This window comes from Streptomyces sp. B8-7 (assembly GCF_058833805.1).
On the sequence record NZ_JBYRRL010000002.1, the window covers coordinates 1,518,987 to 1,533,461 of the forward strand.

Below are 14,475 nucleotides of genomic sequence, written 5' to 3' on the forward strand. Positions count from 1 at the left end.
CTCCGCCGCGTTCGCCGCCGTGAGGGGCCGGCAGCTACCGTACGAAGGTGATCGGGTACCGCGACGGACCGCCGTCCAGCAGACGGCCCCCGCAGCCCTTCAGGAACCGGCCGAAGAACGAGGCCGCCAGCGCCCGGTTCGCCGCCACCGCCCGGTGCGGGTCGACCGTGCCGACCGCCGCGGTCAGTGTCGCGGCCGGTACCCGGCCGGCCAGCTGCGGCAGCAGCGCCTCGGCGTCGGTGAACGAGGCGTGCGCGGAGTCGTCCAGCACGACGTGGGCCTTCCAGCCGCGCTGATGGCGCCAGAACGACGCCCAGGACGGTTCGCGGCGCACGTCGCCCCCGCCGGCCGCGGAGCCGCTGCCCATCAGCAGGAACGGCCGGTCCAGTCCGTGCAGCGCGACCTCGCTCAGGTTGGTGCCGTCGGGCTCGGCGGTGTACTCCAGGGTGCCGTCCATGTTGATGCCGCCCTTGATCCGCGGATCGCCGTACATCGCGTTCGCCGTCGTGAACCCGCCGGCGGAGTGCCCGAACATGCCGATCCGGTCCAGGTCCATGCCGGCGGTCAGCCGGTCCGGCAGGCTCGGCAGCCGGTCCAGCACCAGCTCGGTGTCAGCCGTGCGGGCGTGCATCAGCTTGGTGAGGAGGGCCGTCGTCGTGCCGTCCCGGAACGCCTTCGCCCAGGCCTCCATCAGCGGTCCGTTGCCGACCACGTGGGAGTCCGGGAACTGCACCGCCGGCGCCTCCCCGGTGTGGTCGACGGTGACGACCACGAAGCCGCGCGAGGCGAGGTCCTCGACCAGCGACACGTTCCAGTCCCGCGGATCCCCGGCGCCGGGCGAGTACAGGACGACCGGGAAGCGACCCGGCGCCATCGGGGCGTCCTCGACCGAGTGCGTCCTGGTCGCGGCCCAGTCCACGAGCCCGGCGGGCAGCCCGTGGCTCCCCTCGACCGCCGGACCGACCGCGGCGGCCACGGCCGCGGGCAACTGGTGCGTGAACGGCCGGCCGCCGGTGTGCCCCGCCGGGTAGAAGACGCTGATCATCAACTCGCGGTAGGGCCGTCCGGGCACCCACGGGTCCGCCCGTCCGTCGTCGACCAGCCGGAAGAAGGACTCACCGGTGGCGTAGCGGCCGCGCGGCGCGGGAAGTGTGAGCGTCAGGCCCTTCGCAGGGTCATCCGACACGGACCGCCCCGGCGCGGAGTGCGGGGCCGGCGCCGGTGCGCCACCGGCCCACGACGAGGCGGACGCGGCCGAGGCCCGGGCCGCGGCCGGGACGACGAGACCGGAGGCGACGACTCCGACGAGAGAAGCGGCAACGAGACGGGTGCTGCGCATGGAAAGGTCCTTCAGCTGCGGCGTGGTGGCGTTCGGGCCATCGATCGTCGCAATGCCGCTCCCCGGGAGCCACGGTGCCACCCGGTGTTTCACCCCTGGGGAAGGCCACACCCCCGCAGGGAGGACAACCGCCGTACGACATGCTCGGCGTGGTCGACGGACGCGCGCCGTCCGGTGCCGTGGACCGGCCGGGACCGGCATGCGACGCCGCCGGGACCGGCCGCTCGGCCCCCGGTCGCACAAGAGTCGTGGGATCACGTCCGTCGATCCCACTGAACGATCTTTTTCGATCCCGGAATTTGAACCACATGCCCCCGCAGTGGCATTTTCGGTCATTCTTGGTCGGCGGGGCTGATCTTTTCCGCATTATGGGCGCCGGTCCGCCGCGGGTGCCGCCGGGACGATCGAAGCCGTCCTTCCTTCAATTCGAAGACCGTGCTGCTACGATTCGCAAAGAACGCAGTCAATCTGCGACGGCAGGCGACGGCGGGGGGAGCCTCATGCCTGACATTCGCGAGTTCTTCAGCGGCCTGGCCGGATCACCGAAGCGCACGGAGAACCGCAGAAAGGTTCTGCTCGCGGTCGCGATCAAGGCGGACACGCAGGCCGGTATCGCACGTCGCACCATGCTCTCACCGGCAACGGTGAGCACCGCGGTACGGGAACTCGAGAAGCAGGGCCTCGTGAGCAGCGCCCGGCCGGACGGCGGGCGGGCCGGCAAGGCCTGCCTCCTCCCCACGGACTCGGTGGGGGTGGGCGTACATCTCGGATTCAACCACGTCACGGTGGTCGCGCGGCGGCTCGACAAGGACTTCTACGCGGCGGCCGGCCGCGTGAACTCCGAAGGCGTCGGCAAGGGCTGGAGCCGCGCCAGACCCGACGTGCAGGACATGGTCCGCGATGCGGTCAGAGACACCGGCGGCACCCTGCGGGATGTCTTCTCGCTCGGCATCGCCGTGCCCCGCATGATCAATCCGCGGACGAACGAGTTCACCAGACCGGTCCTGCACCCCTGGAAGCCCGGGGACGACCCTGCGCGGGACCTGGGGGACTGGCTCGGTGTCCCTGCATACATCGACAACGACGCCAACCTCGGTGCGCTGGCCGAACAGACCTACGGCACCCGCGAGAACGCCGAGACCGTGATCTACGTGAAGGTGTCCACCGGTATCGGAGCCGGGATCATCGTCCACAACCTCCTTCTCCGGGGCCGGCGCGGGATGGCCGGGGAGATCGGACACCTGACTGCGGAACCCGACGGCGCGATGTGCCAGTGCGGCGGGCGCGGCTGCCTGGAGACGGTGATCGGTGCCGAAGCCCTCCTGCAGCAGGTGCGGGCGGCCCGTCCCAGGTCCGGCGCGCCGGACTTCGAGCACCTGGAGGACATCATCCGGGCCGCCCATGCGGACGACCCCGTGTGCCGGCGGGTGATCAGCGACGCAGGGCGCACACTGGGCCGCTTCCTCGCCCAGTTGTGCAATCTGTTCAATCCCGATGTGGTCGTCGTGGGCGGTCAGCTGACGGAGTGCGACCTGCTGCTGGAGGGCTGCCGGGAGGCCCTGCCCCGCTTCGCGCTCCCCGGCGCCGTGTCCGAACGCTCCGGCTTCGCCCTCGAACTGAGCGAACTGAAGACGAAGGCCGAGGCCCAGGGAGCCCTCGTCCTGGGGCTGCGCGGCCAGGAGAGCCCCCCTCCGGCCGCCGTATAGCCGTCGGGCGCCGGCATCGGGAGGCACCGGCGTGACAACGCCCCACGGGCAGGCCGCCGGACGGCCTTCGCGCCGGTCGATGGCGCCCGCGATCCGAGTCCCGGGCGTTTTCCGTGACTCGTTCCTTCGAAATGGAGAATTCCCCGTCGACATCCCCCGGCGTGGATTCGAATCGGAGCGCGTGGTCCGACGAAACGGAAAAGCCGGTGACCGCCGACGGCGCGCCTGTCCGCGTCGGCGCAGACAGGCGCCACGTGCACGGGCGCAAGGCGCCAAGCCGCCGGAGGGCCGGGGCCTTTCCGGATATCGGCTGCCCCGAAGAGGTGCGTGGCTACACTGCGGGGGTACTTCGGGCACCGGAAAAGCGACGTCCGGTGTCCCGTTCCGCGCTCCGCGGCAACTGTGCCCTTGACTCAAGGCGGCTCCCATGACAGATGACGCAATTCCCGAGTTCGTGCTCGCCCCCCGGGCGGACCGCTGCCAGGAACCGCATCCCGATGGGCCGGCCGCCTCCGGCGACGACAACGCCTATGCGTCCCCCGTGCTCATCGATCTCGGCCACGTCCGCGAGGTGACCCTGGGCAGTTCCCCCAGCGGCAACGCCGACGCCAACGCGCAGTACTACTGGTAGGCAGGCCTCGTGACCGTCATGCCCGCCGCCGCGGGAACACCCGGACCGGCAGCGGAAACCGGCAGGTTCACCGCCCCGCTGCCGCCCGGCCCGGCCGTCGCCGGGTTCTGGCCGGCCGGGCCTGCATTGCCGGCCCCGGCGTCCCCGGTGTGGCCGGCCGGTCCACGACTGTGGTCCTGGGGCCCCTGGCACGACGGCGAACTGCGCACCGCCGCCTGCCCGCAGGCCGCCGTTCTCACCGTCGGCCAGTGCCTGGCCGGCCCCGAACGCATGCGGCAGGACCTGGCGCTCTCGGTGCGGGACGGACGATGGGAGAGGCTGACCGGGTGGCCCGGGGCCTATCTGCTGCTGGTCCTGGACAAGGGCGGCTGCCTGACCGCATACACGGACCTGGCCGGGCAGTTCCCGCTCTACTACGCGCAGCACGGCGGCCGCACGGTCGTCTCCACACGGGCGACGGCGGCGGCGGTGCTGGCGGGACGGGGCGAGGCCACCGACTCCCTGGCGCTCGCCGCGCACATCGTCTGCCCCGCAGTGCCCGAACTGACCGCAGGGCGGACGGCCTTTGCGGGCGTCCTCCGCCTGGGCCCCGGCGAAGCGCTGCGCATCGGCCCCGGCGACCGGACCCCGCAGCGGTGGACCCATGCGACGCTCGGGACCGACGACGAGGCGTGCTTCGAGGAGAGTGCGGCCCGCCTGCGGGCAGCCCTGAAGCAGGGCATCGCGCTGCGCGCCCGCACCGGGACCCGGATCACCAGCGACTTCAGCGGGGGCATGGACTCCACTTCGCTGGCCTTTCTCGCCGCGGACGCGGTCCGCGCACCGCTGGACTCCTTCGTCTACCACCAGCCGGCAGCCCCGGCGGGCGACCTGGAACACGCGCGGAGGTACGCCTCTGCCGCCACCACGATCCGGCTCCACCTCACCCGGGGTCATGACGCGACACTGCCGTACTCCGGACTGGCCGGCCGGGGACGCGCCGACCAGCCCGACCCGGCCACCGCGGTCGTGGCCCGGCTCCGGCTGCGCCTCACGGACATCGCGGGCCAGGGGTCCGGCATCCATCTCACAGGAGAAGGCGGTGACGCCCTGCTGAGCGCGCCCCCGGCACATCTCGGCGAAGTGGCGGCGTCCCTGAGCCCGCGTCGACTCGCCCGCAGCGCAATGGCGTGGGGCCGGCTGCGCCGCGTGTCGCCCGCCAGGGTCGCCCACCGGGCCCTGCGCCTGGCCGGCACCCCCCTGGACCGGGCGCTGCACCAGCTCGCCGCGGACCTGGAGCGGCCGCTGCCGCACCCGCCGCAGTGGCTGGACGCGGTCGGCTGGTGGCCACCTGCGGGGACGGAAGCCCAGTGGCTGACGGCACGAACCCGCCGCGGGCTCGCCGAGCTCGCCGCCGAGCGTGCGGCGCAGGCCCGCCGCGACCGGCCGGGACCCGGCCCCGGCATGCGGGCGGCACTCTGCGAACTGCGTACCTCTGCAGCCGTGCAGAGCCAACTGGTCGACATGGCACGCCCGTTCGGGGTGTGGACGCAGGCGCCGTTCCTCGACGGTGACGTCGTGCAGGCCTGTATGCGTCTGCCCGTGTCCCGCAAGACGGAGCCCGGCGCCGTCAAACCGCTCCTGCGTGCCGCGCTGGCCGGTGCGGTTCCCGCCGACGTGCTGAACCGGCGTTCCAAGGGGAACTACGCGGCCGAGGACTACCACGGCGTCCGCCGGGCCGCAGCGTCCCTGCGGACACGGCTCGCCCGGTCCCCGCTCAGCGACCTCGGCATCGTGGAGCCCGCACGGATCGCCGCCTCGCTCGACGCGGCCGTGAACGGCCTGACCGCTCCCTTCCCGGCCCTCAACCGGCTTCTGGGGGCCGATGTGTGGCTGGAGAGACGGCTCACCGGAGGGGAGAGGGGATGACCCGGCTGGAGGTGCCCGCCCATGTCCGTGAGACCCGCGCTGCCCACGGCGGAGCCGTGCTGCTCGACGCCCGCTCCGGGCACTGCTTCGCGATGAACCCCGTTGCGCGAGTCCTGTGGCAGGAGTGGCGCCGCAGCCGCGACTTCGAGGCGGGCGTACGCAGGACGGCGCATCTCTTTCCCGAGCCCAGCCGCGACCGGATCCGGGAGGACGCCCGCCGGCTCGCCGACGCCCTCGTCCGCCGCGGACTGCTCGCAGCCCCCGGGTACGAGCCGGCCACCGGATCCCGCGACGCTCGCGACGGCGCTCCCGCGAAGGCGCCACAGCGCACCGACGTCGACGTGCCCGTCCCCGCCGACGAGGCATGCGGCCCTGCCGGGGCGGACATCGCCATGGCGGCTGCTCCCGCGTCACCGCCGCCCGGGGCAGCAGGGATGCCGGCCCGGCGCACTCTCGCCCTCGCACTGATCGGGCTCGTCGCAGCGCTGCTCCTCATCCGTCTGCCGTTCCGGGTGCTCGTGCGGACGGTGCGATGGACCGAGCACCACTGGTGCCGGCGGGAGGCCACCGTCGTGGAGGGCGCGGCATCCCTGGCCGCGGTGCGACGTGCCGCCGCCCTCTACCCCGGACGCGCCGCATGCCTGGAGACCTCGCTCGCCTCGCTCATGACCCTGGCTCTGAGCAGGCGCCGGGTGGGGTGGTGCATCGGCACGGCCCTCGACCCCTGCCGCTTCCATTCCTGGATCGAGGTGGGGGGAAATCCCGTCGAGGCAGCCGGAGAACATGGAAGCGACGCATTCCGCAGGCTCCTGCAGGTGTGAAGCGGCCTTCGTGGTACCACGGTTCCGACGCTGCCGGAACACTCCGCCGGAATCTTCGAATCGTGGGATCGGCGGCCGCTTCGACCCTTGTTACCCCGTGGTTTTCAAGAATGATGCCGAGCCGCTGGTGGAAGCGTCTTCAGACTTCGTCGATCCTGCGCTAGCCTGACAAGCAGACGGGGCAGTCACCGGCCCCGGTGGCTGCCCCGTCTGGGGTTCACCCCTTCCTCAGATGCGCGCGACGAGTGCGTCTATCGGTGTCGTGCCTCCGTGGACCTGCGCGAACGGAATCCACAGCACGAGGACGACGACGATGATGGCCATCCGCACGTGCTCCCGGCCCAGGGAGACCGTACAGCGGGTGGTCATCGTCATGTTGGCGCCCAATTCTTTCAACTCCCTTCTGAAAGACCCGGCGTCTCGCACCGGAACGACGTAACGGCGGTGGCGCCCTCACGTAACTCAGTGTTCTCCGCAAGCGATGGCAGCGCAACGCACCAGGCGGCTTCAACCGCGCCCTGCGCGGGCTCGACAGCAGCGGCGCGTTACGGCCCGGAGTTCAGTTCAGCAGGAATGTGTCCGGGAACAGGGTGCGAGCGGCTCCGAATTGATGAAGCAGCCCCTTCCCGGTCGCACTTCGTCGTGCGGGGCGGGCGGCACGGCAGCCGAGGTCCGTCGCGACGCTTCTCGGACCGGTCCGTGGGGCGACGGCCGGGGCCGGGCGCCGACGTCGTGTCAAATCGAAGGCGCACCGGGCCGCTTCGCGTCCGCCCGGGTCGCGAATGAAGGCGGTGCCGCCCTGGCCCGCTCCGTCGCTTCGGCCGTGAGGACGCCACGACCAGGGCATGTGACTTCTGTCACATGCTCAGAAGTCATCCGCCTTCCGAAGGCGATCGTCACGCGGGAGCCGGACGCGAGGGACGTCCGCGCGCAGGACCGCGTCAGGCAGGACCTCCGCAAGACCGGGCCGGCTCGCAGCGCCGGGCTGCCAGGAGGTCCTGCCGTCGCGCGCCGATGCCGCCACGCTCACCCGGGCGGGGCCCCTGTCCGATCACACCGGCTCACGCCCGGAACGCGGGCGGACGGCCTCTCAGACCTCCACCATCACCTGGTCGAGCGCCTTCCGCCTCAGGTCCGGCACCTGGCAGTCCTCCGCCGGATAGCCGACCGGGATCACCGCGAAGGCCTTCTCGTTCTCGGGCCGTCCCAGCACCTCGGAGAGGAAGCGCATCGGGCTCGGCGTGTGGACCAGCGCGGCCAGGCCCGACAGGTGCAGCGCGGACAGCAGCATGCCGACCGAGATGCCCACGGACTCGTCCACGTAGTAGTGCTTCCGTCTGGCACCGTCCTCGCCCAGCCAGTAGCGCTGCTGGAAGACCACGATCAGCGCCGGGGCGTCCGTGAGGTGCGTCTTCACCGCGTCCGTGCCCAGCGGGCGCAGGGCGGCGAGCCACTCCTCGCCGAGCCTGCCGTCGTAGGAGATCTGCTCCTCGCGCTCGGCCTCCTCGCGGATGCGCCTGCGGACCTCCGGATCCCGGACCATCACGAAGGTCCAGGGCTGCTGGTGGGCACCGGACGGTGCCGTGGCGGCGCAGGCGATGGCGTCCCGCACCACCTGCTCGGGCACGGGGTCGCAGGAGAACCGGCGCACCGTGCGCCGCTGTCGCATCCGGTCGCGCAGCTCTGCCGAGCGGGTCACGGACTCCGCGGCCTCCATGCGCTCCGGGCGGTAGGGGACCGGGTGGTAGGGGGCGCCGTGGGTGGGCTCCCAGCGTTCTTCAGTGGTGGCTGTCATGAGGGAGAGTCTGGTGCCCGAGGCCCCGGGTTCCAAGGGCGGGAAGGGAAGGCTGAGCATTCCGGCACCGTGGCGCAGCGCGCAGCCGGGGGTCTCGCGCTCGCAGGCCCGCCCACGCCGGACGGGAGCGACCGCCGGGCCCGGTTCTCCGGTCCGTGCCGGCGGCGACGGCGGAGGCGGAGAGGAGTGTCGCAGCGGCGAGGCTGCCCCAGAGCGCAGCCCCGCCGCGGGAGGCGAGGGCGGTGATGGCCGCCGGGGAGACGGCGAGGCCGTACCCCGTGGAGAGCTGGAAGCGGGCGAGAGCGCGTCCCAGGACCGGGGCCGGGGCGAGGGCGGTGACGAGCGCGGTGGCACTGCCGGCGTAGACGATCTCGCCGACGGTGCACACCACGGACACCGCGGCGACGGCCGCGGCACTCCAGCGGTGTCCCAGCGACGTGGCCGCCAGGAAGCCGAGGTAGGAAGCGGCGAGCACCACGCCGGCCAGAGCGAGCACGGCACGCCGGGAGAAGCGGGACGTCAGGACGGTGACCGGCACCTGCAGGGTGACCACCAGCACCGTGTTCGCCACGAAGACGGCAGCCGACCACACCGGGGACGCGTGCAACTGGGTCACCAGGACCAGGGGCAGAGCGATCTCGGGGACGTTGAGGCAGAAGACGTAGACCACGTTGGCGGCCAGCAGCACGCGCATCCGAGGCGCGGGCCCGCCCGCCCCGTCCTCGGCCGGAGCAGCGGCAGGACGCGCATGCAGGTGGACCGACCATGCCAGGACCGCCGCGGCGAGATAGGCGACCCCCGTGACGGCTGCCAGCGCCTGCAACGCCGCGGTGCCACCCGCCAGGCACGCGGTGGCGAGGAGGGCGCCCACGCCCAGGCCGGCGTTGCGCAGGGCGCGGCCTCCCGCGAGAGCGGCGTCGCGTTCTCGGCCGTGGGCGGCCGTGGCCACGAGGGCTGCATGGGCGGCCGGCCACGCCTGGTTGCCGATGCCGAGGAAGAGAGCCGCCGCCGCGAACAGCCATACGTGCCCCGCCGGGGCGGCCAGCAGCAGCACCACGCCCACGACCCGTACCAGCATCGACGCTGCCACGACCGTGCTGCGTGCGCCCCGGTCCAGCCACCGGCCGACGGCGGGCAGGAACGCCAGGCCCACGACGACGCCGCCCGTCATGGCGATGCCGGTGGCCGGCGCCGACAGCCTCAGCACCGCCACCCCGTAGAGCAGCAGGAACGGCCGCAGCAGGCCGGTGCCGAGCGCGTCCACGGCCAGGGCGACGGCATAGCGGGGGCCTCCGGAGGCACGGACCAGGGCGCGTGGCCGGATCTTGGTGGTGGTTGCCATGGCGTCAAGAGTGCGTGCGGCCGCCCGGCCGGCCGCGCCGGTTGACGAACACCGTCAATCGACGCGGCCGCCGCCCGCACGACCAGCGATGATGAGGGGATGACCCTGAGGATCGACATCGGCGGCCTGCCGTCCGGGCGACTGCGGTTCGCCGCCTCCCCGCTGGCCGAGCTGACCGCGATGCTGCACGTGCTGGCCGAACCCGGGCACCACCCGCAGCTCGCCGGCTGGGCCGGGGACGTCTGGGCCGGCCTTCGGCCCGAGCTGGCCGAACGGCTCCGCGAGGCGGAGTTCCTCTGGCGTTCCTCCCGAGCCGACTTCCTGGTCCCCGCCCGCCCCCGGCCGACCCTCGCCGAGGAGCTGGACGATGTGGACCGGATCGACGATGAGACCTATGTGACCGCCGCACTCATCACCACCTGCGGCAGCAACCGGGTCCACTTCGCCGCGCCGTCGCCGCTCGCCGACGCGACGGCGCGGGACCGGGCCCTGGACCTCGCCCAGGCCCGCGGCGCGCTCCAGGAGGCCTTCGCGGAACGGCTGCTCGCGGACCCGGCCGCCGTGCGGGCGCGGGTGCGGGACACCCTGGAGCAGTGCGCCGAGGCGTTCTTCGACGCCGCCTGGAAAGGCGCGGCCGTGCAGCTCGCCACCGACGTGCGCCTGAAGAACGACCTGCTGGAGCGCCAGGGCCTCGGGGCGGCACTCGCATCGGTCTCCGGCGCCGTCACCCTGGCACCCGACGGCGACTGCATCGTCGTGGACAAGCTCCAGGACAACGCGGCCACCGCCCACGGCAGCGGGATCACCTTCCTCCCCAGCGTCTTCGGCCGCCCGCACCTGGTGGTGGTCCATGCCCCCGGGTGGCAGCCGGTGGTGCAGTACCCCGTGGCCGAGGCGAGCCCGTCGGAGCCGGTGTCGCTGGAAACCGTCACGCTGCGGCTGGAGGCACTCGCGCACCCGGTACGGCTGCGCCTGCTGCGGACCCTGGCCCGCGGCCCGCACACCACCGGTGAGCTGGCCCACGCCTGGGAACTCTCACCCCCGGAGGTCTCCCGCCACCTCGCCGTGCTGCGCCGCGCGGGCCTGCTCACAGCCCGACGGCAGGGGCGCTACGTCCGCTACACCGTCAATCTGCCCGACCTGACAGCGCTGGGGGCCGACCTGCTGGCGGCCGTACTGCGCTGAGCGGCCCCGGCCCGCCGGAACACGGGCGACCGCCCCCTCCGCGATCCCGCCCGCCCCGACGGGGCCGCCGAGCAGGACCGGAGCGGGCGCCTGACCCAGAGCCCGGCGATGCACGTCGAAACACCCGCGACATCATGGAGTGATGAGCAACCCCTACGACACCGGTCTGCACGTGCTGTACATCGTCCCGGCCGACCCCTGGTGGCAGCCCGGTCTCGACGCGGGTGAGCGTGCGGCCGAGGTGGCTGCCGCACTGCTGCCCACCACCCCCGAGGGGTTCGCCACCGAAGTCGAAGTCAGCTGGTACGACTTGGTGCGCGTCATCGACGCCGGAGCGAACCTGACACGGATCGGCTGCCGGCGTTGCGGGGCGTCGATCGATCACGGGTGGTGGGCGGACCTCACCGTGACGCACAGCGCTCCGGAGGGCCTGACCACCCTGTCCGCCGTCGTTCCGTGCTGCCGAGCCGAGACGTCGTTGGACGAGCTGGAGTTCGACGGGCCGTGCGGGTTCTCACGCTTCGCCATCGCGGTCTGGCGACCCGACCGGAGTCTGCTGACCGAAGACGAGTCGGCCAGGATCGCGGAGACGCTGGGGCACCCGGTACGCCAGATCGCCGCCGTCATCTGACGTGGGCTCGGCACGGTACCGGGCGTGCGCCGGCCGGCAGGAACCTCCCGCACGGGCCGAGCCCGCAGCTCCTCCCGGGCTGCCGTGCGCGAGCGGCCGCCCGCGAAGGGGTCCGGCGGCCTCCGCCAGATCCGGTACCGCATCAGCCTGGCCGACGGATGTCCCGTCGAACCGGCCCCCTGCCGTCGACATCGCGGCAGCGAGTTCACTAGAGTCCAGGTAAGCGATCGCTCAGACGCTGAGGGGGCAGTTCGCCCCAGCCGCCGGGAGAAGGGGCCAGAGCCATGCCGGTGATCGACGTATGGATGCAGCATCCGACGTTGCGCCACTCCCGGCACGAGGTGTTCGCGTCCCTGCGGAGATGGACCGGGCGTGGGCTCCCGGACGAGGCGCTGCCGGTGGAAGCGACGCTGGCCGCGCTGAGGGCAGCGGACGTGGAGATCGGCCTGTCGGCCGCCTGGTACGGGCCGCAGGGTGCGCTGATCAGCAACGACGAGGTGGCCGGGTTCGTCGCTGAGGCGGGCGGCCGGCTGCGCGGGGTGGCCGGCGCCGACCTGGCCAGGCCCATGGCGGCGGTGCGGGAACTGCGGCGGGCGGTACGGGAACTGGGGTTCGTGGCCCTGCGGGTGGTGCCGTGGCTGTGGGAACTGCCGCCCACCGACCGGCTGTACTACCCCCTGTACGCGGAATGCGTCGAACTCGGCATCCCCTTCTGCACCCAGGTCGGCCACACCGGCCCGCTCAAGCCGTCGGAGACCGGGCGGCCGATCCCCTACATCGACCAGGTGGCACTGGACTTCCCGGAGCTGACCGTCGTCTGCGGGCACATCGGCTATCCGTGGACCACGGAGATGATCGCGGTCGCGGACAAGCACGAGAACGTCTACATCGACACCAGCGCGTACACCGCTCGCCGCTACCCTGCCGAACTCGTGAACTACCTGGCCGGCCGGGGCCGCCGCAAGGTTCTCTTCGGCACGAACTACCCGATGATCACCCCTGCCCAGGCCCTGGAACACCTGGACGGGCTGCAGCTCGACGAGGAGGCGCGCGAGCTGTTCCTGTCCGGCAACGCCCGCCGCGTCTTCGCCCTGTAGGACCGGGACCGCGCCTGCCGCCCTCAGGCATGGGGCAGAGTGGAGGCTCCAGGCGGCCGAAGGCCTCCCCGCACTGTGCCGGGTTCCACGCGACAGGTCAGAACGGGCCGTGGAGACTGCCGAGCCGGTCGGTCAGACGCAGGTTCTCCGCGTAGTCGACGGGACAGGCGATCACGGAGACGGCGTCCTCGTCGAAGGCGTGACGCAGCACCGGCAGGAGCTGGTCGGCCGCCTCGACCGCGTAGCCCCGGGCGCCGAAGCTCTCGGCGTAGGCGACCAGGTCGGGGTTGGTGAAGCGGGTGTGGCTGTGGCGGCCGATCTCGAGTTCCATCTTCCAGGTGATCAGGCCGTATTCCTCGTCGACCAGGACCAGGACGACCAGCGGGATGTGTTCGCGAACCGCGGTCTCCAGCTCCTGGGAGTTCATCAGGAACGCGCCGTCGCCGGTCATCGCCAGTACCCGCCGGTCCGGCCGGGCCAGCTTCGCGGCGATCGCGCCCGGAAGGGCGAACCCCATGGTCGACAAGCCGTTGGAGACCAGGCAGGTGTCCGGCTCGTAGGCGGGGTAGAGGCGGGACATCCACATCTTCCCGGCGCCGGTGTCCGCGAGGACGATGTCGTGGCGGTCCAGCGCGGTGCGCACATCGGCGACGACACGCTGCGGCACCAAGGGGAACGCCTCGTTGCCGCGCCCGTACCGGAGTTCCTCGTCGAGCAGCGTCCGGATCTTCTCGTCGCCTGCGAGGTCGTGGGTGAGCCCGGCGGGCAGTGCCGCTGCGAGGGCGTCCAGCGCCTGTGCGGGGTCGCCCTCGACGCCCACCGCGACCGGGTAGTGGGCGTCCACCTCGGCGGGGAACCGGTGCACGTGCACGATCCGCTTGTCGCCGTTCGGGTTGATCTTGACCGGGTCGAACTCCTGAATCTCGTAGCCCACGCAGATCAGCACGTCGGCCGTGTCGAAGCCGAAGTTGCTGTAGTCGTGCCGCATGAATCCGACCGCGCCGAGAGAGCCCGGGTGGTCGTCGGGGAAGACCCCCTTGCCGTGGAACGTGGTCGCGACCGGGATGTTCAGCCGCTCGGCGAACCGCACGAGCGAGGCTGACGCCTTGGCTCTGGCAGCACCGTGACCTGCCAGCACCACCGGGCGCCGGGCAGCGGCGATCACCTCCGCGGCACGTGAGATCTGGGAGGGCGACGGGGCGTCGGTGTGCACCGTGTCGATCTGCAGGGGCGCCGACGGCTCGGCGACACGCTCCGCCTCGATGTCCTCCGGCACGGCCAGGAACACCGCTCCGGGCCGCTCGCTCTGCGCGGTCTTGAACGCCTTGCGGGTCATCTCCGGCACCGCGTCGGGACACTCGATGCGGGCCGACCACCGGGTGACCGGAGCGAACATCGACACCAGGTCGATGACCTGGTGCGACTCCTTGTGAATGCGGCGCAGCGACCCCTGTGCGGCCAGGGCCACCATCGGGGAGCTGTTGGTCATGGCGTCCGCGGTGCCGAGCAGCAGATTGATCGCACCGGGTCCCAGCGTCGCCGAGCACACCCCGGCGCGGCCGGTCAGCCGCCCGTAGATCTCCGCCATGAACGAGGCGGCCTGCTCGTGACGGACGAGGATGTACCGGATCCCGGAGTCGTTCAGCGCGTCGACGAACCGGAAGTTCTCCTCGCCCGGAATCCCGAACACGTACTCCACACCCTCGGCCTGCAGACAGCGCACCAGCAGGTGCGCGACGTCCTCGACCGCTGCCGTGTCCCGCGACTCGCTCGCGCCTTCGCTGCCCATGGGACGAACGTAGGCAGACCCACCGCCCCCGGCCACTCATCGACCGCCGACCGGGCGGGACCGGGCTCGTCGCTCGCGCCGCCGGGGGCTGCGAAGCGACCGTGACCCCGGGAAGGACGAGCGGGAGCCGGACGGGCCGCCGCCGGGGCATGCGCGCTGACCGGGCGGAGGACGCGGGCGCTTCGTGCACCTGCACCGGCGGCACCGTCGCGGCGCCGCGGACAACGGAGC

General features: G+C 72.4%; 12 protein-coding genes. 7 read left to right on the top strand and 5 right to left on the bottom strand.

Annotation, left to right across the window (positions count from 1 at the left end; all coding sequences use genetic code 11):
* Positions 1-34 precede the first annotated feature (34 nt).
* Complete coding sequence (locus AC5K6T_RS15140) at positions 35-1,339, bottom strand: alpha/beta hydrolase family protein (protein WP_493209213.1); 1,305 nt, start codon at positions 1,337-1,339, stop codon at positions 35-37.
* A 500-nt stretch (positions 1,340-1,839) separates the two neighbouring features.
* Between AC5K6T_RS15140 and AC5K6T_RS15145 the strand changes: the two genes are divergently transcribed.
* The 4 genes from AC5K6T_RS15145 to AC5K6T_RS15160 all read left to right on the top strand — a co-directional run bounded on the left by AC5K6T_RS15145 (position 1,840) and on the right by AC5K6T_RS15160 (position 6,405).
* Positions 1,840-3,045, top strand: a complete 1,206-nt coding sequence (locus AC5K6T_RS15145; RefSeq protein ID WP_493209214.1) for an ROK family transcriptional regulator — start codon at positions 1,840-1,842, stop codon at positions 3,043-3,045.
* Positions 3,046-3,472: 427 nt separating this feature from the next.
* Positions 3,473-3,676 carry a lasso RiPP family leader peptide-containing protein gene (locus AC5K6T_RS15150; RefSeq protein WP_493209215.1) on the top strand — a complete coding sequence of 68 codons (204 nt, stop codon included), beginning with the start codon at positions 3,473-3,475 and terminating at the stop codon, positions 3,674-3,676.
* 18 nt (positions 3,677-3,694) lie between these two features.
* Positions 3,695-5,584, top strand: a complete 1,890-nt coding sequence (locus tag AC5K6T_RS15155; RefSeq protein ID WP_493209374.1) for an albusnodin/ikarugamycin family macrolactam cyclase — start codon at positions 3,695-3,697, stop codon at positions 5,582-5,584.
* Entirely contained in the window at positions 5,581-6,405 is an 825-nt protein-coding gene (locus AC5K6T_RS15160; RefSeq protein ID WP_493209216.1) for a lasso peptide biosynthesis B2 protein, read from the top strand. Before AC5K6T_RS15155 ends, AC5K6T_RS15160 begins: the two co-directional genes overlap by 4 nt.
* A gap of 228 nt (positions 6,406-6,633) precedes the next feature.
* Here AC5K6T_RS15160 and AC5K6T_RS15165 read toward each other — a convergent pair whose 3' ends face one another.
* From AC5K6T_RS15165 to AC5K6T_RS15175, 3 genes are all read right to left on the bottom strand, one after another.
* Positions 6,634-6,780, bottom strand: a complete 147-nt coding sequence (locus AC5K6T_RS15165; protein ID WP_493209217.1) for a hypothetical protein — start codon at positions 6,778-6,780, stop codon at positions 6,634-6,636.
* 715 nt (positions 6,781-7,495) lie between these two features.
* Complete coding sequence (locus AC5K6T_RS15170) at positions 7,496-8,200, bottom strand: nitroreductase family protein (protein WP_493209218.1); 705 nt, start codon at positions 8,198-8,200, stop codon at positions 7,496-7,498.
* Positions 8,184-9,542, bottom strand: coding sequence for an MFS transporter (locus AC5K6T_RS15175; RefSeq protein ID WP_493209220.1), 1,359 nt, complete (start codon positions 9,540-9,542; stop codon positions 8,184-8,186). The genes AC5K6T_RS15170 and AC5K6T_RS15175 overlap by 17 nt, the downstream gene beginning before the upstream one ends.
* 99 nt (positions 9,543-9,641) lie before the next feature.
* On the opposite strand from AC5K6T_RS15175, the gene AC5K6T_RS15180 reads away from it, so the two are divergent.
* From AC5K6T_RS15180 to AC5K6T_RS15190, 3 genes are all read left to right on the top strand, one after another.
* A complete protein-coding gene (locus AC5K6T_RS15180; protein ID WP_493209222.1) occupies positions 9,642-10,727 on the top strand; it encodes a DUF5937 family protein in 1,086 nt (361 codons plus the stop codon).
* Positions 10,728-10,869: 142 nt separating this feature from the next.
* Positions 10,870-11,358: a hypothetical protein gene (locus tag AC5K6T_RS15185; protein ID WP_493209223.1), complete on the top strand. Its 489-nt coding sequence runs from the start codon at positions 10,870-10,872 to the stop codon at positions 11,356-11,358.
* Positions 11,359-11,642: 284 nt separating this feature from the next.
* Complete coding sequence (locus AC5K6T_RS15190; RefSeq protein WP_493209225.1) at positions 11,643-12,455, top strand: amidohydrolase family protein; 813 nt, start codon at positions 11,643-11,645, stop codon at positions 12,453-12,455.
* Between the two features lie 97 nt (positions 12,456-12,552).
* Here AC5K6T_RS15190 and AC5K6T_RS15195 read toward each other — a convergent pair whose 3' ends face one another.
* The gene (locus tag AC5K6T_RS15195; protein WP_493209226.1) at positions 12,553-14,244 is read right to left on the bottom strand and encodes an acetolactate synthase large subunit; all 1,692 of its coding nucleotides are present in this window, start codon (positions 14,242-14,244) and stop codon (positions 12,553-12,555) included.
* Positions 14,245-14,475 lie beyond the last annotated feature (231 nt).

What these genes read in the sequence shown, in the direction of transcription:
- AC5K6T_RS15195 (WP_493209226.1), bottom strand. Translation starts at nt 14,244, where the DNA reads ATGGGCAGCGAAGGCGCGAGCGAGTCGCGGGACACGGCAGCGGTCGAG.
- AC5K6T_RS15170 (WP_493209218.1), bottom strand. Translation starts at nt 8,200, where the DNA reads ATGACAGCCACCACTGAAGAACGCTGGGAGCCCACCCACGGCGCCCCC.
- AC5K6T_RS15185 (WP_493209223.1), top strand. Translation starts at nt 10,870, where the DNA reads ATGAGCAACCCCTACGACACCGGTCTGCACGTGCTGTACATCGTCCCG.
- AC5K6T_RS15175 (WP_493209220.1), bottom strand. Translation starts at nt 9,542, where the DNA reads ATGGCAACCACCACCAAGATCCGGCCACGCGCCCTGGTCCGTGCCTCC.
- AC5K6T_RS15150 (WP_493209215.1), top strand. Translation starts at nt 3,473, where the DNA reads ATGACAGATGACGCAATTCCCGAGTTCGTGCTCGCCCCCCGGGCGGAC.
- AC5K6T_RS15140 (WP_493209213.1), bottom strand. Translation starts at nt 1,339, where the DNA reads ATGCGCAGCACCCGTCTCGTTGCCGCTTCTCTCGTCGGAGTCGTCGCC.
- AC5K6T_RS15145 (WP_493209214.1), top strand. Translation starts at nt 1,840, where the DNA reads ATGCCTGACATTCGCGAGTTCTTCAGCGGCCTGGCCGGATCACCGAAG.
- AC5K6T_RS15165 (WP_493209217.1), bottom strand. Translation starts at nt 6,780, where the DNA reads ATGACGATGACCACCCGCTGTACGGTCTCCCTGGGCCGGGAGCACGTG.
- AC5K6T_RS15160 (WP_493209216.1), top strand. Translation starts at nt 5,581, where the DNA reads ATGACCCGGCTGGAGGTGCCCGCCCATGTCCGTGAGACCCGCGCTGCC.
- AC5K6T_RS15180 (WP_493209222.1), top strand. Translation starts at nt 9,642, where the DNA reads ATGACCCTGAGGATCGACATCGGCGGCCTGCCGTCCGGGCGACTGCGG.
- AC5K6T_RS15155 (WP_493209374.1), top strand. Translation starts at nt 3,695, where the DNA reads ATGCCCGCCGCCGCGGGAACACCCGGACCGGCAGCGGAAACCGGCAGG.
- AC5K6T_RS15190 (WP_493209225.1), top strand. Translation starts at nt 11,643, where the DNA reads ATGCCGGTGATCGACGTATGGATGCAGCATCCGACGTTGCGCCACTCC.